The organism is Blastococcus sp. URHD0036 (genome assembly GCF_000701365.1).
Classification (GTDB): Bacteria; Actinomycetota; Actinomycetes; order Mycobacteriales; family Geodermatophilaceae; genus Trujillonella.
Genome location: NZ_JNIK01000017.1, coordinates 40,180 through 54,609, shown reverse-complemented (window position 1 = coordinate 54,609; position 14,430 = coordinate 40,180). Strand labels below are relative to the sequence as shown.

Here is a 14,430-nt window from a genome sequence, read left to right as displayed (position 1 = left end):
ACCCGCCCGCACCACCCGTGGAGCGTCCGTGCACCCGACCGGCCCGCCCGACCTGCCCCCCGAGCTGACCGCCCGCCTGGGCGAGCGGCTCTCGCCGGGCGCGACCGTCGCCGACGGCTGCGTCGTCCGGGTCGCCACGCCCGAGGACGTCGTCGCGGTGCTGCGGCTGGCCGGCCGGCACGGCGTCGCCGTCCGGGAGGGGACGGCCCCGGCCGGCTCCGCGCGGGCGCTCGTCGTCGACTCCGGGGCGCTCGACGCGACGACCGTCTCCCCGGCCGGGTGGGCGCGGGTCGGCGCCGGCGTCCGGTGGGGCGAGCTGCTCGACGCCGCGGCCGCCCAGGGGCTGGTCGCGGTGACCGGGCCCTCGGTCGCGGGCCGGGTGGTCGACTCGGTGACCGGTGCCGGCGTCGGCCCGCTGGCCCGCACCTACGGACTGGCCTCCGACCGGGTCCGCGCCGTCGAGCTGGTGACCGGGGACGGCGTGCTGCGACGGGCCACGCCGACCGAGGAGCCGGAGCTCTTCTGGGGCGTCCGCGGCGGCGGCGCGGGCCTCGGCGTGCTGACGGCCGTCGAGCTGGACCTGCTGCCGGGCGCCCCGGTCGGGTCCGCCGTCCTCCGCTGGCCGGGCGACCAGGCTGCGCGGGTGCTCCCGGTGTGGCGGGAGTGGGCGACCGCGCTGCCGCCGTCCGCCGGGACCTCGCTCGTGCTGGCCCGGCCACCCGCCGGGGGAGCGACGGTCACGGTCACCGCCACCTGGACCAGCGATCCCGAGGACGGCGAGGCCCTCCTCGCCCCGGTGTACGGCGCGGTACGGCCGCACGCCGGGTCCGTCCTGACCCGGATCCTCGGCGACCTCCGCCCGGCCGCGGTCGGCTCGCCGTCGGCGCGGGAGTCCTCGCTGCTGCTGGACGCCCTGCCCGCCGACGGCTGCGCGGCGGTGCTGGGCGCGCTCGGCGCGGGACTGCCCCGCTGGGTGGAACTGCGCCTGCTCGGCGGTGCGGTCCGGTGGGCACCGCAGGTCTCCGGCGCCGTCGCGTCCCGGGACGCCGCGCTGGCCGTGCGCGTGATCGGCGGCCCCGACGCCGAGGCGGTCGCGGCCACCCGGGCGTGTGCCGAGGACCTCCGCGCGGCCCTGGGCGGCGCGGCCGGCGGACGGCGGGCCGTGCACGGCCGGACGGCGGACCCCGACGTCCTCGCCCGCGACCACGGGGCCGCCACCCGGGCCCGGCTGGACGCCTTGGCCGCGGCCACCGACCCGCACCGCATCCTGGCCGGCGCGGTCCCGGCTCAGGGCAGCGAGACGCCGTCCAGGTAGAACCAGCGGCCGCCCTCGCGCAGGAACCGGCTGTCCTCGTGCTGCGCGCCGCCGCGGTACGAGGCGCGGAACTCCACGGTGCCCTCGGCCGCGAGCATCGAGCCGCCCGTCGTGGCGAGCACCTCCAGGCCGGTCCAGCGCACGTCCGGGTCCAGGTCGAGGGCGGCCGGCCGGGTGCGCGGGTGCCAGGTGGCGAGCAGGTACGCGGGGTCGCCGACGGCGAAGGCGCTGTACCGGGAGCGCATCAGCTGCTCGGCGGTCGCCGCCGACGCCGTCCCGTCGTGCAGCCGGCCGCAGCACTCGGCGTACGGCAGTCCGGTGCCGCAGGGGCAGCGTCGGGGAGTCACGTGGACAGTCTCCCCGGCCCGCGGGACAGGGGATGCCCCGACCGCGGGAACCAGGGTCGGGTCCGGGCGTTCCCCGATGGGCACGGGACCCGCCGCGGGACAGGCTCCTCCCATGACCTCGACGCAGACCTCGCAGACCGTCCCGCCCCCGGCCGACCAGCCCCTCGCTCCCGGCCGGCCCCCGATCCAGCGCGGCCGCACCGGCACGATGCTCGGCGGTGTGTGCCGCGGGCTGGCCGACGCGACCGGCATCGACGTGGTGCTGTGGCGCGTGGGCTTCCTCGCCCTCGCCCTCACCGGTGCCGGCTTCCTCCTTTACCCGCTGCTGTGGGTGGTGCTCCCCGCCGGCCCGCTGCCGGAGGGTGCGTCCCCCGCGCCGCTGGACCCGATGGTCGAGCGGCTGCACGACGGCCTGAACGGCGCGCTGTCCGGCGGCCGGGGCTGAGTCAGCTGCGGGCGGCGACCTGCCGCACCGTCTGGACGACGTAGACGACCGACAGCACGAAGAACAGGCCGCCCACCACGGCGCGGACCTGGTCGTCGTCCAGCGGGGAGCGGCGGGCGACGGGAGCGGCGACGGCGTCGGCCACCTTCGCCCGCCACCCCTGGAGACCGGCCTTGCCGAAGGAGATCGCGTCCATGGGGGAGCCCCTACCCGATGGGGCACCGCGTACCCGCCCGGGAGGCGGCCGGCGGGTCTAGCGTCTGCCGCGCCGCGGATCGACGCCGGCGGCCGTCGCCCAGGAGGCGCGTCATGAGCTCGTCCGAGAACCCGTACCCCCCGCCGGCCCCCGGGCCCGCGGCTCCCGTCCCGCCGTGGACCGGCGACGCGCCGCCGCCGCCCGGGTACGGCGCGCCGATGCCCGTGCCACCCGCCGGCGACCGCTACGCCCGGCCGCTCGGGCCGGTGGGGCAGATCCGGTCGACCGGCCTGACGATGCTGCTGTTCTTCGTGACCCTCGGGATCTGGTCGCTCGTGTACTACTACCAGACCCACGACGAGATGAAGCGGCACAGCGGCGAGGGCCTGGGCGGGCCGATCGCGCTGGTGATCGCGATCCTCTTCGGCATCGTCAACCCCTACCTGCTCAGCGCCGAGGTGGGCCAGCTGTACGAGCGCAGCGGCCGCACGCCGCCGGTGACCGTGCTGACCGCGCTCTGGTTCTTCCCCGGGATGCTGATCATCGTGGGGCCGTTCATCTGGTTCGTCCGGACCAACCGCGCCCTCAACGAGTACTGGGCGGGCCTGGGCGCCCGCTGATCGCCTGCGCCGCACCCCGGCCGCTCCGGGACGGCCGTCACCTCCCGGGCGTCGGCTCGTTGGAGTGGGGGACATGCCCCCGGCTCCATCGGAGTAGCCCGTGCGCCGTCTCGTCCTCACCGCCCTCGCCGCCGTCGCGGTCGTCCTCGGTCTCGCCGTCCCCGCCTCGGCGACGCCCGGCGACCAGGGCGCCCGCCCGCCCGCGCCCCTGGACTACGTCGCCCTGGGTGACTCCTACAGCGCCGCGTCCGGCGTCCTGCCGCCCGACCCGACCGCCGCACCGCAGTGCCTGCGCTCGACGCGGAACTACCCGCACGTGCTGGCCGCCCAGCTGGGTGCCCGCTCCTTCACCGACGTCACCTGCGGGGGCGCCGACACCACCCACTTCGCCACCGCGCAGTATCCGGGGGTGGCTCCGCAGCTGGCCGCCCTGAGCCCCGACACCGACCTGGTCACCATGACGATCGGCGGCAACGACAGCGGCGTCTTCATCAACTCGATCCTGCGCTGCGGCGCCGCCGGGCTCACCACGCTGGGCCAGGGCAACCCCTGCCAGCAGCAGTACGGCACGTCGTTCGAGGACACGGTGCGCACCGTGACCGGCCCCTCGCTGGTGGCGGCGCTGACCGCGGTCAGGCAGGCGGCGCCCAACGCCCGCATCGCGATCCTCGGCTACCCGTCGATCCTGCCGCCCACCGGCGGCTGCTTCCCGGTCATGCCGGTCGCCGTCGGCGACGTCCCCTACCTGTACAGCCTGCAGACGACGCTCAACCAGGTCATCGCCGACGCCGCCCGGCAGACCCACGTGACCTTCGTCGACATGACGGGGCCGTCGCAGGGTCACGACGCCTGCCAGCCGCTCGGTGTGCGCTGGGTCGAGCCGGTGCTCACCGGCACCAACCCGGTGATCGTGCACCCGAACGCGCTGGGCGAGCAGGCGATGGCCGCCGCGGTCACCCGCACGCTGCGCCTCGGCTGACCTCCCGCCGGGAGGGACGGCGTCAGCGCCCTTCCCGGCGGGTCATCCGCACCCGGAGGCCGGCGACGTGCGCCCGGGCCGCGTCCTCGGCCCCGCGCTCGTCGCCGGCCTCCAGCGCGTCCACGATGCGCCGGTGCTCCGCGGCGGCCAGCCGGCGGTTGCGGTCGTCGGACCAGATGTCGGACCGGTACAGGTGCGCCTGGGTGTCCAGCCGCTGCAGCGCTCCCGCCAGCGGGGCGTTGCCCGCGAGCGCCCGGACCGCCGTGTGGAACTCCACGTCCAGCCGGGTGTCGCGGCGCTCGTCGGCCGCCTCGGCCAGCAGGCGCTCCTGCTCGCCGACCATCGCGCGGAGCAGGTCGAGGTCGGCGACCGTCGCGGCGGTCGCCGCTCGCCGGGCCGCCAGCCCGTCGAGGACCTCGCGGACCTCCAGGACGGCGCACACCGTCTCCTCGTCCAGCGTCGCCACCCGTGCCCCCACCCGCGGCGTGTGCACGGCGAGCCCCTCGTGCATGAGCCGCAGCACCGCCTCGCGGACCGGGCTGCGCGAGACCGCGAGCCGGGCGGCGAGCGCCGGCACGCTCAGCGGGGTCCCCGGCCCCAGCGCCCCGGACAGGATCTCCTCCTGCAGCCGGCGGTGCACCGACTCGGCCAGCAGGTCGCCGGGGACGTCCTCGGACGGGATCGGGGTGGCCATGGCGATACATGTAGCACGCCCGGGCGCCCGCCGACAGGAGCGTCATGCCCGCGGGTATCTGCATGTGCAGGAACGGTCATCACGCCGTAACGACGGGCTGGTTACATGCAGGGGTATCGCCGACCACTCCCGGAGGACCCCATGAGCAGCCCCCTGACCGAGCTCGACCGCGAGGCCCGCATGGGTGGTCTCGGCACCGAGACCGGGACCCGCGAGGTGCGCCGGATCAGCCTCGCCGACCTCCCGGCCCGCCGCGCCGAGATCGCCGACGAGCTGTGGGCCGCGGCGACCGACATCGGCTTCTTCCAGATCGTCGACCACGGCATCGCGCAGGGCGAGATCGACGGCGCCTTCGCCGCGGCCGCCGCGTTCTTCGCCCTGCCCGACGAGGTCAAGGCGCGCCGTCCGCTGGACAAGGCGCTCAACGCCGGCTGGGAGTCCAAGTCGCAGGTGCGCCCGTCGATCGGGACGCCCGACGAGAAGGAGTCCTTCCAGCTGACCCGGCCGTTCATGGACGGCCGCTGGCCCACCGACGAGGAGCTGGCCGGTTTCCGCGACACCATGCTGGCCTTCGAGGCGCGCTGCTGGCAGGTCGCGATGGACGTGCTCTCCTGCTTCGCGCTGCGGCTGGGCTTCGACCCCGACTTCTTCGCCCGCGCGCACGACCCGGCGGAGCCGGACTACCGCAGCACCCTGCGGCTGCTGCACTACTTCGCCGTCGCCCCGGAGGCCGCGGCCCGCACCGACCTGTGGCGGGCCGGGGCGCACACGGACTTCGACTGCCTCACCCTGCTCTTCCAGCGGGCCGGCCAGGGCGGGCTGCAGGTGCTCCCGGGCGCCGAGGCCGACGGCCAGGCCTGGACGCCGATCGAGCCCTCGGACGACGCGATCACCTGCAACATCGGCGACATGCTGACCCGCTGGAGCGATGACGTGCTGCCGTCCAACTTCCACCGGGTCAAGGCGCCCGGCCCCGGCGACGACCTCGGCCCTCGGTACAGCATCGCCTTCTTCGCCCAGGCCAACCGCGAGGTGCTGATCGAGAGTGCCGCCTACCCGCCGATCACCGCCGGCGACTTCCTCCTCGAGCGGATCCGCGCCAACTACGGCGGCTGACGGGCGGGCGGGGCAGGAACTCAGCCGGGGAGCGCGCGGCACGACCAGCCGCCGGCGGTGCGCAGGTACTGCAGCCGGCGGCTGGCCGTGTCGGGCGCGGCGGCCCAGAACGTCAGCTCCCGCGGCCGCAGCCGGTAGCCCACCCAGGACGCGGCGGTGCCGACCGGGCCTGCGAACGCGGCCCATCGGGCGATCCGCTCGCCCTGCGGCAGCGCGGCGTGCTCCTCGGTGTTCAGGTACGCCAGCCGGCGCAGGTACTCCGGCCGGGCCGACCAGGCCGATGCGGCCTGGTCGTCCCCGTCCGGGACGACGTCGCCGCGGACCACCAGCTGGCGGCCGAAGTCGGGCCAGAGGACGACGATGCTGGCCCGGGGCAGGGCGGCGAGCTCCGCGACCTTGCGGCTGGTCCGGGCGGTGTGGAAGGCGAACCCGGTGTCGTCGAAGGCGCTGAGCAGCACCGTCCGGGCGTCCGGGTAGCCGTCCTCGCCGACCGTCGACAGCGTGACCCGCGGCCGCTCGGGGTCGTCGTCGGCGGGCAGCCAGGCGCGGGCCAGCTCGAGGGGGTCCGCCGGGGGAGCGGTGTCGGCGTGGACCTCCCAGCCGGGGGCCGTCACCGGATGGCGCCCTTGGTGGGGCCGTCGTAGTCCGGGTTGAGCTTGCCCGGGTTGAGCAGACCCCGCGGATCGGTGACGCGGGCGGTCTCGATCGTGCGGCCCAGCTCGAAGTCCACGTTCCACTGGTGCGGGTCGTGCACGCCCACGCCGAGGGCGTTGAGCGCCCGGATGCCGTCGCGCACCTGCTCGGGGCTGCGGTAGACCCCGGCGAGCATCCCGATCGGCACCGTGTGCCCGGCCTCGATGTGCAGCAGCCCGCCCTCGTAGACCGCGTGCACCTCGTCGATCCGCTCGACCAGCGCGTCGCCGGAGACCTCGACGTGGAACCAGACCCCCGGTTGGGACTTCTGCAGCCATTCGATGGGGTGGTTGTAGCTGAGCATGCTGAGGGTGAGCACGACCTGGGCGCCGTCACGGACGTCCTCCACCCGCCCGCCGGCGGCCTCGATCACGGCGGTGGCCGCCGGGACGCTGCGCTCGTCGGCGATCATGCGCAGGCTGGCGCGGCCCGCCGGGAACGCCGGGTCCGCGGGCAGGGTGGCGGTGATCTCCGGGGTGTCGGCGGAGACCAGGCGGGGGAGCGGCTCCAGCCGGCCGAGCTCGCGCAGGACCGACAGCGCGCCGGGGAAGTCGGGGAAGCTGGCGAAGAGCCCGCGCCACTCCTGCAGGGGCTCCAGCCGCACGGTGGCCCGCGCGATGATCCCGGCGGTGCCGTAGTTGTGCACGAACCGCTGCGCCTCGGCGCCCTCGACGTGCACCAGTTCCGGCGAGCCGGTCGCGTGGACGACGTCGAGGGCCAGCACGAACCCCATGTCGTTGGAGCCGTGCGCGATCGTCCCGGTGCCGCCGGACCCGCCGCCGAGGAAGCCCCCGAGGGAGGACTGCGCGGTCGAGGGGTACATCCACAGCTGCTGGCCGGTCTCGGCGGCGGCCCGCTCCAGGGTCACCATCGGCGTCCCGGCCTCGGCGGTGACGAACCCGTCGCCGACCTCGACCACCGCCCGCGCGCGGGAGAGGTCCAGCACCAGGCCGCCGCTCATCGGGATGGCCTGCCCGTAGTTGCCGGTGCCCTTGCCGCGCGGCGTGACCGGGACGCCGTGCCGCACCGCCGCCGCGACCACCCGTCCGACGTCCTCGGCGGTCGTCGGCCAGGCGACCAGGTCGGCCACGCCCAGCGGGAGCAGCTCGGTGATGATCGGGCTCATCCGGGCGCCGTCCACCGACGCCCGCTCCCGGGCGCGCAGGTCGCTCGTCACGTTGCGGGCGCCGAGCAGGTCGACGAGCTCCGCCTCGAGGGCGGCGAGGGCGGTGGGCGGTGCGGTCGCGACGGTCACCGGCTCAGTGCAACCGGCCCGAGTTACGTCCGTGTCACCTCCGTGGGACACGTTCGGCACGCGCGCCTGTTGCCATCCTCTGCGTGAGCTTCTTCTCCGACGTCGAACGGGATCTCGTCGTCGACGCCCGCACCGAACTGGCCGACGGCGTCGTCGCCCTGGACCTGGTCGGCCACAACGGCCGCGACCTGCCCGCCTGGACGCCGGGATCGCACATCGACGTGGTCCTCCGGCCCGGCCTGGAGCGCCAGTACTCGCTCTGCGGGGACCGCGCCGACCGCTCGCGCTGGCGGATCGCCGTCCTCCGGGAGGACAAGGGCGGCGGCGGGTCGGTCGCGCTGCACGACGAGGTCGCGGTCGGGCAGACGCTGCGGGTCCGCGGGCCGCGCAACCACTTCGCCTTCGAGGTCACCCCGGGCACCCGCTACCGGTTCGTCGCGGGCGGGATCGGCATCACCCCGCTGCGCGCGATGGTCGCCGACGCCGCCGCGGCCGGCGCTGACTGGACCCTCGACCTCGCCGGCCGCTCCCGCGCCACCCTGGCGTTCGCCGCGGAGCTGCAGACGGCCTCCCCCGACCGGGTCCGCGTGCACGCCGCCGACGAGGGCGCCCGCCTGGACGTCGCCGCCCTGGTCGGCCCGCCGCGGCACGACACCGCGGTGTACGTCTGCGGCCCGGGCCGGCTGATCGACGCCGTCACCGACGCCATGGCCGGCTGGCCGCCGAACGCGCTGCACCTGGAGCGCTTCGAGGCCAAGGAGTTCGGCGACCCCGTGTGGCCGGACCCGTTCGACGTCGAGCTGGCGTTGTCGGGCACCACCGTGACCGTCGCGCCGGGCGAGTCGGTGTTGGACGCGGTGACCGGCGCCGGTGTCGTCGTCCTCTCCTCGTGCCGGGTGGGCACCTGCGGGACCTGCGAGACGCCGGTCCTGGAGGGGGAGGTGGAGCACCGCGACTCCGTCCTCACCCCGGCCGAGCAGGCCGACAGCGCCGTCATGATGGTGTGCGTCTCCCGCGCCGCCGGGCCGCGGCTGGTGCTCGACCTGTGACCCTCCTGCTGAGCGGCGCGACGGACCTGGACGGGCGCCGGGTCGACGTCCGGGTCGATGGAGCACGGGTGGCCGCGGTGGCGCCGTCGCTGGCAGCCGAACCGGGGGAGGAGGTCCTCGACCTCACCGGGCACTGGCTGCTCCCGGCGCCGGCCGAGCCGCACGCACACCTGGACAAGGCGCTCACCAGTCACCGGGTGCCCAACCGCACCGGCGACCTGGCCGGCGCGATCGAGGCGATCCGCGCCATCGCCGCCGACTTCACGCACGAGGATCTCGTCGAGCGGGCCACCCGCGCCGTAGGCGAGTACCTGGCCAACGGGACGACGGCCATCCGCACGCACGCCGACGTCGGGGTGCACGCCGGCACCCGGCACCTGCGCGCGCTGATCCAGGTGCGCGACGCGCTGGCCGGGCTGGTCCGCATCCAGGTGGTGGCGCTGATCTCGGCGCCGTTCAGCGCGGCGGAGGCCGAGGCGGCACCGCGCCTCCTGGCCGAGGCCATCCGGCTGGGTACCGACGTCGTCGGCGGCGCGCCGCACCTGTGGGCCGACCGGGACGCCGGCCAGACGCTGTCTTTCGACGCCGCCGTGCGGGCCGGGCTGCCGCTGGACCTGCACACCGACGAGACGCTCGACCCGACGGCGCAGGGGCTGCTCGACCTGGCCCGGCGGGTCACGTCCACCGGCTTCGACCGCGGCGTCACGGCGGGCCACTGCGTCAGCCTCGGCGTCCACCCGCTGGAGGTGGCCCGGTCGACGGCGCGCGAGGTGGCCCGGGCCGGCATCGGCGTCGTCGCGCTGCCGCAGACCAACCTCTTCCTGCAGGGCCGCGACGCCGGGGTGGCGCCGCCGCGCGGCCTGACCGCCGTCCGCGCGCTGCTCGACGCCGGGGCGACCGTCGGCGGCGGCGGGGACAACCTGCGCGACCCGTTCAACCCCATGGGTCGCGCCGACGCCTGCGAGGCCGCCTCGCTGCTGGTCACCGCCGGGCACCTGTCGACCCGCGAGGCGTGGCTGGCCGTCAGCGCCGGCGCGCGGCGGTGCATGGGCCTGCCCGTCCCCGCCGTCACCGAGGGCGCCGCGGCGGAGTTCGTCGCGATCGCCGCGGAGAGCCTGGATGCCGCGGTCGCCGGCGCCGGAACCGCCCGGGTGGTGCTCTCCGGCGAGCGCGTCCTGGCCACCTCCGCGGTGCAGCGGTCGGTGACGCCGATCGCACCGGCGGCCGCCGTGTCCAGGTCGTGACGTTCCACGAGCGGCGTTCACGGCCGGAACACACCGACGAAACAGGCGCCACGGATGGTGAGGGCGTCCCGCATCCCGGACCGGTCCGCCCGGTCCCCGACCTCCGGAGCCGCCCGTGAGCGCACCTGCCACGACCCGGCCGGCAGCTGCCACCGACACCCGGGTGCTGCACTTCCGGGACGTCGCCAAGACGTTCCCCGACGGCACCGTCGCGCTCGAGGGCGTCGACCTCGACATCCGCCGCGGCGAGTTCGTCACCGTCGTCGGCCCCTCCGGTTGCGGCAAGAGCACCCTGCTGCGGATCGCCTCCGACCTGTCCCCGGCGACGTCGGGCGAGGTCCAGATGGACGCGAAGCGGATCGGCTACGTCTTCCAGGACGCCACGCTGCTGCCCTGGCGGTCGGTGCTCAAGAACGTCCAGCTGCTCGGCGAGCTGCACCACATGGGCAAGCAGTCGCTGAACCAGGCCTCCCGCGACGCCATCGACCTCGTCGGGCTGACCGGCCACGAGAAGAAGCTGCCCCGCGAGCTGTCGGGCGGCATGCGGATGCGCGCCTCGCTGGCGCGGTCGCTGACCCTCGACCCGGACCTGTTCCTCTTCGACGAGCCGTTCGGCGCGCTCGACGAGATCACCCGTGAGCGGCTGAACGACGAGCTGCTGAGCATGTTCCGGGCCAAGCGGTTCGGTGCGCTGTTCATCACCCACTCGGTGAGCGAGGCCGTCTACATGTCCACCCGCGTGCTGGTGATGAGCGGCCGCCCCGGGCACATCGTGGGCTCCTTCGACGTCCCGTTCGGGACCGACCGCACGCCCGAGCTCCGGTTCACCCCCGAGTTCGCGGCGCTGGCCGGCGAGGTCTCGCACGCACTGCGGGAGGGGCACTCGTGACGACCGTGCGGACCCACCGACCGACCAGCACGCCCACTGTCGAGGGGAACGTCGTGACCGACGTCGTAACGGGGACCGAGCAGGGGACCGAGGCCGCCGTGGCGGCCCCGCCGGAGCTGATCGCCGGGGGCACGGCGCCGCTGGTCCGCCGGAAGCGCCGCCGCGGCGGGAAGCTGATGGACATCGCCGCGCCGCTGGCGGTCTTCGCCGGCCTGATCGGGCTCTGGTACGCCGTCACCTACCTGCTCCTCGACCCCGGCCGCCGGTTCCTCATGCCGCCGCCGCAGGACGTCATCACCGAGGCGTTCCTCGACGGGCCGACGATGGAGAAGATCGGCGAGGCGCTCTGGAACACCATCCAGGTGACCTTCACCGGCCTGGCGATCGCGATGGTGATCGGCATCTCGTGGGCCGTGGTGATGAGCCAGACGAAGGTGGCCGAGCGCTCGCTGTTCCCCTACGCGGTCGCGCTGCAGTGCATCCCGATCCTGGCGCTGGTGCCGCTCATCGGCTTCTGGTTCGGCTACGACTTCCCGGCCCGCGTCATCGTCTGCGTGCTCATCTCGCTGTTCCCCATCGTGTCGAACACGCTGTTCGGGCTGCAGTCGGTGGACCGCAGCCAGCACGAGCTGTTCACGCTGCACGGCGCCGGCCGGCTCACCCGGCTCACGAAGCTGCAGTTCCCGGCTGCGATGCCGGCGATCTTCGCCGGCTTCCGCATCTCGGCGGGGCTGTCGGTCGTGGGCGCGATCGTCGGTGACGTCTTCTTCCGGCAGGGCGAGGCGGGCCTGGGCATCCTGCTCGACAACTTCCGCTCGCGGCTCCAGGGCCCGGAGCTGTTCGCCACGATCATCGTCGCCGCGCTGCTCGGCATCGTCACGTTCATCGTCTTCGGCTGGCTCGGGAAGCTCGCCGTCGGCCGCTGGTACGACACCAGCCGCGACGCGGCCTAGCCACTCCCACCCCCTCTCGTACGGCGCCCCGGTTCCGGGGACGCCGTCCCACCCCACCCCTCAAGGAGACCCGTGCGCCGGACCCGTACCTCGATCGGCCTCGCCGCTGCCGCGAGCCTCGCCCTCGTCCTCTCCGCCTGCGGCGACGACGACGACAGCTCCTCGTCGGAGTCCGCCGGGCCCAGCGGGGAGATCGGCAGCACCGACCTGGCCGCCGCCGGCTGTCCCGAGACCGTCGTCATCCAGACCGACTGGAACCCGGAGGCCGAGCACGGCGGCGTCTACCAGCTGCTCGGCGACGACACCGAGATCGACGCCGGGGCCAAGTCGGTGCGCGCCACGCTCGTGGACAGCAACGGCGACAGCACCGGCGTGATGGTCGAGGTGCGCTCGGGTGGCCCGGCGATCGGCTTCCAGGCGGTCAGCGCGCAGATGTACTCCGACGACTCCATCACCCTCGGCTACGTCGACACCGACGAGGCGATCCAGCTCTCGGCGGAGCAGCCGACGGTCGGCGTCCTCGCCCAGCTCGAGAAGTCGCCGCAGATGATCATGTGGGACCCGGAGACCTACCCCGACGTCGACGAGATCGCCGACCTCGCCGACACCGACGCCACGGTGCGGTACTTCGAGGGCTCGGCCTACATGGACTACCTGACCGGCGCGGGCATCCTCCGCGAGGACCAGCTGGACGGCAGCTACGACGGCACCCCGGCGGCGTTCGTCGCCTCCGCCGGCGCCGACGCCCAGCAGGGCTACGCCAGCGCCGAGCCCTACATCTACGAGAACGAGGTGGACGCCTGGGGCAAGCCGGTCGAGTACCAGCTCGTGCACGACGCCGGCTTCCAGGTCTACGCCTCGTCGGTGTCGGTGCGTGCCGACCAGCTCGAGCCGCTGAGCGGTTGCCTGACCGAGCTCGTCCCGCTCATGCAGCAGGCCGACCTCGACTACCTCGCCGACGCGTCGGCCGTGAACGACCTGATCGTCCAGCTGGTCGAGGAGTACGACACCGGCTGGCAGTACAGCACCGGCGTGGCCGAGTACTCGGCGGAGACCATGCAGGAGCTCGGCATCTCGGGCAACGGCGACAACGAGACGCACGGCGACTTCGACATGGACCGGCTGCAGACGCTCATCGAGCAGACGACGCCGATCTTCGCCGAGCAGGGGACGCCGGTGGCCGACGGCCTCACGCCGGAGGACTTCGCGACCAACCAGTTCATCGACACGTCGATCGGCGCCGACACCTGATCGTCGTCCCGACCCTCCGGCCGCGCCGGCAGCCCCTCGGGGTTGCCGGCGCGGTCGCGTCCTGACCCCATCTGGCGAGCTACCGGCGCTGCGGGGAACGCCGCGAGGCGCGCCGGGCGTTCAATGGGACGCGGTGCCCCGACGGTGCGCCGGGCGGCCGACCGAGGAGAACCGATGGACTACCTGAAGCGCCTGCAGTACGAGAAGCCGGTGCTGTTCTGGGTCGTCCTGCTGGTCGGGTTCTGGCTCGGGTTCCAGCTGCTGCTCTTCGTCGCCGCGCTGCTCCTCGGGCCGTTCTCGCTGCCGCCGTGGGCGCCCATCGCGCTGGTGATCGGCGTCCTCGTGATCATCGCGAGGCGTCAGCAGAACTCCCGCTAGCCACCCCGCGTTGCGAGGCCGGCGTCAGGACTTCTTCTTCCCGCCCTTCTTGCCGCCCTTCTTCCCCAGCTCGCTCTGGGCGGCCGAGCTCTTCCGCGGGTTCTTCTTCCCCTCCTTCTTCGCCTTGGCGTTGGCCTTCTTCGCTGTCGTGCTGCCCTTGCCGCTCTTCTCGGCCACGCTGCCTCCTCGCTGGGACCGCCCGGTTCCGGACGGCCGGAGCGTCGCACCTACCCGCGCACGACCAGCGCGAACACGTGACGGAACCGGTCAGGGAGCGTGGGCCAGCACGTGGTCACGAGGACTGACCACGTCGTGCCCGCCGTCGCCTCGCCCCGGCCACGAGCAACTCCGCCAGGATCGACCCTCCGAAGACGATGGACGCCCAGAGCCATTCGCCGAGGGTCCACGCGACGACCGCGCCCACGGTGCCACCCGCGCCCAGCACGAGCAGCAACCAGTCGACCGGGGGATCAGGTCGGTTGTTGTCGCCGGGCCTCGTCATCGCCGGGTGGCGCTCAGAAGGCGTCGCCGGTGCGCCAGGGCATCTCCTGCAGGGTGAGCGAGTTGCCGTCGGGATCGGCGAACCCGGCGTACTTCACGCCACCGCCGACGTCCTGGACCTCGCCGACGTCGATGCCGCGCCCCACCAGGTCCGCCCGGGCCGCCTCGATGTCGCCGACGACGAGGTGCAGCCCCCGCACCGAGCCGGGAGGGGCCTCGTACACGGGCAGCCCCGAGCCGATGCCGATGGAGCACGCCGAGCCGGGCGGGGTCAGCTGCACCACCCGCACCCCGGGCGCCGGGGTGACGTCCACGTCGGCCACGAACCCCAACGACTCGTAGAACGCCTTCGCGCGGTCGACGTCGGCCACCGGCAGCGGCACCAGCTCGAGCTTCATGTCCACGGGAACTCCTCGTCAGCGGTTCGGATCGGTCCCATCCTGGCCGATACGCCCTGGTGAGCCCGGCGATCCGGAAATGTGCTGCGCCACTGTGTGCCGCGCTG

The 14,430-nt window shown here is 74.5% G+C and carries 18 protein-coding genes; 11 read left to right on the top strand and 7 right to left on the bottom strand.

Features of this window, described 5'->3' with window-relative positions; all coding sequences use genetic code 11:
* Positions 1 to 28: 28 nt before the first annotated feature.
* A complete protein-coding gene (locus N555_RS0118720; protein ID WP_051684231.1) occupies positions 29 to 1,315 on the top strand; it encodes an FAD-binding oxidoreductase in 1,287 nt (428 codons plus the stop codon).
* On the opposite strand, the gene N555_RS0118715 is transcribed toward N555_RS0118720, so the two are convergent.
* Positions 1,288 to 1,662, bottom strand: a complete 375-nt coding sequence (locus tag N555_RS0118715; RefSeq protein ID WP_029433022.1) for a YchJ family protein — start codon at positions 1,660 to 1,662, stop codon at positions 1,288 to 1,290. The two genes, N555_RS0118720 and N555_RS0118715, sit on opposite strands and share 28 nt — an antisense overlap.
* Positions 1,663 to 1,774: 112 nt before the next feature.
* Here N555_RS0118715 and N555_RS0118710 point away from each other — a divergent pair, with 112 nt between their 5' ends.
* Positions 1,775 to 2,107 (top strand): PspC domain-containing protein, encoded by a 333-nt coding sequence (locus N555_RS0118710; RefSeq protein ID WP_029433021.1) that lies wholly within the window; start codon positions 1,775 to 1,777, stop codon positions 2,105 to 2,107.
* Between the two features lies 1 nt (position 2,108).
* Here the strand turns inward: N555_RS0118710 and N555_RS0118705 are convergent, their stop codons facing one another.
* The gene (locus tag N555_RS0118705) at positions 2,109 to 2,303 is read right to left on the bottom strand and encodes a hypothetical protein (RefSeq protein ID WP_029433020.1); all 195 of its coding nucleotides are present in this window, start codon (positions 2,301 to 2,303) and stop codon (positions 2,109 to 2,111) included.
* 113 nt (positions 2,304 to 2,416) lie between these two features.
* Between N555_RS0118705 and N555_RS0118700 the strand changes: the two genes are divergently transcribed.
* Together N555_RS0118700 and N555_RS0118695 are read left to right on the top strand one after the other, a co-directional pair.
* Positions 2,417 to 2,923 (top strand): DUF4234 domain-containing protein, encoded by a 507-nt coding sequence (locus N555_RS0118700; protein ID WP_231503009.1) that lies wholly within the window; start codon positions 2,417 to 2,419, stop codon positions 2,921 to 2,923.
* A 100-nt stretch (positions 2,924 to 3,023) separates the two neighbouring features.
* A complete protein-coding gene (locus tag N555_RS0118695; RefSeq protein ID WP_029433018.1) occupies positions 3,024 to 3,902 on the top strand; it encodes an SGNH/GDSL hydrolase family protein in 879 nt (292 codons plus the stop codon).
* Positions 3,903 to 3,924: 22 nt separating this feature from the next.
* On the opposite strand, the gene N555_RS0118690 is transcribed toward N555_RS0118695, so the two are convergent.
* The gene (locus tag N555_RS0118690) at positions 3,925 to 4,596 is read right to left on the bottom strand and encodes a GntR family transcriptional regulator (protein ID WP_034511480.1); all 672 of its coding nucleotides are present in this window, start codon (positions 4,594 to 4,596) and stop codon (positions 3,925 to 3,927) included.
* A gap of 141 nt (positions 4,597 to 4,737) precedes the next feature.
* Here N555_RS0118690 and N555_RS0118685 point away from each other — a divergent pair, with 141 nt between their 5' ends.
* On the top strand, positions 4,738 to 5,712 hold the full coding sequence (locus N555_RS0118685; protein ID WP_029433016.1) for an isopenicillin N synthase family dioxygenase: 975 nt from the start codon (positions 4,738 to 4,740) through the stop codon (positions 5,710 to 5,712).
* 20 nt (positions 5,713 to 5,732) lie between these two features.
* Here N555_RS0118685 and N555_RS0118680 read toward each other — a convergent pair whose 3' ends face one another.
* Together N555_RS0118680 and N555_RS0118675 are read right to left on the bottom strand one after the other, a co-directional pair.
* Positions 5,733 to 6,326, bottom strand: a complete 594-nt coding sequence (locus tag N555_RS0118680; RefSeq protein ID WP_029433015.1) for a pyridoxine/pyridoxamine 5'-phosphate oxidase — start codon at positions 6,324 to 6,326, stop codon at positions 5,733 to 5,735.
* Positions 6,323 to 7,660 (bottom strand): FAD-binding oxidoreductase, encoded by a 1,338-nt coding sequence (locus tag N555_RS0118675; protein WP_029433014.1) that lies wholly within the window; start codon positions 7,658 to 7,660, stop codon positions 6,323 to 6,325. The genes N555_RS0118680 and N555_RS0118675 overlap by 4 nt, the downstream gene beginning before the upstream one ends.
* Before the next feature lie 83 nt (positions 7,661 to 7,743).
* On the opposite strand from N555_RS0118675, the gene N555_RS0118670 reads away from it, so the two are divergent.
* The 6 genes from N555_RS0118670 (at position 7,744) to N555_RS0118645 (ending at position 13,424) form a co-directional block, all read left to right on the top strand.
* Positions 7,744 to 8,709: a PDR/VanB family oxidoreductase gene (locus N555_RS0118670; RefSeq protein ID WP_029433013.1), complete on the top strand. Its 966-nt coding sequence runs from the start codon at positions 7,744 to 7,746 to the stop codon at positions 8,707 to 8,709.
* The gene (locus N555_RS0118665) at positions 8,706 to 9,953 is read left to right on the top strand and encodes an amidohydrolase family protein (protein ID WP_034511477.1); all 1,248 of its coding nucleotides are present in this window, start codon (positions 8,706 to 8,708) and stop codon (positions 9,951 to 9,953) included. The genes N555_RS0118670 and N555_RS0118665 overlap by 4 nt, the downstream gene beginning before the upstream one ends.
* Positions 9,954 to 10,068: 115 nt before the next feature.
* Positions 10,069 to 10,842 (top strand): ABC transporter ATP-binding protein, encoded by a 774-nt coding sequence (locus N555_RS0118660; protein WP_029433011.1) that lies wholly within the window; start codon positions 10,069 to 10,071, stop codon positions 10,840 to 10,842.
* Positions 10,843 to 10,895: 53 nt separating this feature from the next.
* Positions 10,896 to 11,795: an ABC transporter permease gene (locus tag N555_RS0118655; protein ID WP_029433010.1), complete on the top strand. Its 900-nt coding sequence runs from the start codon at positions 10,896 to 10,898 to the stop codon at positions 11,793 to 11,795.
* A 72-nt stretch (positions 11,796 to 11,867) separates the two neighbouring features.
* Positions 11,868 to 13,046 carry a hypothetical protein gene (locus N555_RS0118650; protein WP_029433009.1) on the top strand — a complete coding sequence of 393 codons (1,179 nt, stop codon included), beginning with the start codon at positions 11,868 to 11,870 and terminating at the stop codon, positions 13,044 to 13,046.
* A 174-nt stretch (positions 13,047 to 13,220) separates the two neighbouring features.
* Positions 13,221 to 13,424, top strand: a complete 204-nt coding sequence (locus N555_RS0118645) for a hypothetical protein (protein WP_029433008.1) — start codon at positions 13,221 to 13,223, stop codon at positions 13,422 to 13,424.
* Positions 13,425 to 13,448: 24 nt separating this feature from the next.
* Here N555_RS0118645 and N555_RS28430 read toward each other — a convergent pair whose 3' ends face one another.
* Both N555_RS28430 and N555_RS0118635 read right to left on the bottom strand, forming a co-directional pair.
* Complete coding sequence (locus N555_RS28430) at positions 13,449 to 13,601, bottom strand: hypothetical protein (protein WP_197029078.1); 153 nt, start codon at positions 13,599 to 13,601, stop codon at positions 13,449 to 13,451.
* Positions 13,602 to 13,939: 338 nt separating this feature from the next.
* A complete protein-coding gene (locus N555_RS0118635) occupies positions 13,940 to 14,323 on the bottom strand; it encodes a VOC family protein (protein ID WP_231503040.1) in 384 nt (127 codons plus the stop codon).
* Between the last annotated feature and the right edge of the window lie 107 nt (positions 14,324 to 14,430).

Bases quoted from the DNA above. Each gene is read 5' to 3' on its own strand.
- N555_RS0118705 (WP_029433020.1), bottom strand. From the start codon at position 2,303: ATGGACGCGATCTCCTTCGGCAAGGCCGGTCTCCAGGGGTGGCGGGCG.
- N555_RS0118710 (WP_029433021.1), top strand. From the start codon at position 1,775: ATGACCTCGACGCAGACCTCGCAGACCGTCCCGCCCCCGGCCGACCAG.
- N555_RS0118685 (WP_029433016.1), top strand. From the start codon at position 4,738: ATGAGCAGCCCCCTGACCGAGCTCGACCGCGAGGCCCGCATGGGTGGT.
- N555_RS0118700 (WP_231503009.1), top strand. From the start codon at position 2,417: ATGAGCTCGTCCGAGAACCCGTACCCCCCGCCGGCCCCCGGGCCCGCG.
- N555_RS0118690 (WP_034511480.1), bottom strand. From the start codon at position 4,596: ATGGCCACCCCGATCCCGTCCGAGGACGTCCCCGGCGACCTGCTGGCC.
- N555_RS0118645 (WP_029433008.1), top strand. From the start codon at position 13,221: ATGGACTACCTGAAGCGCCTGCAGTACGAGAAGCCGGTGCTGTTCTGG.
- N555_RS0118635 (WP_231503040.1), bottom strand. From the start codon at position 14,323: ATGAAGCTCGAGCTGGTGCCGCTGCCGGTGGCCGACGTCGACCGCGCG.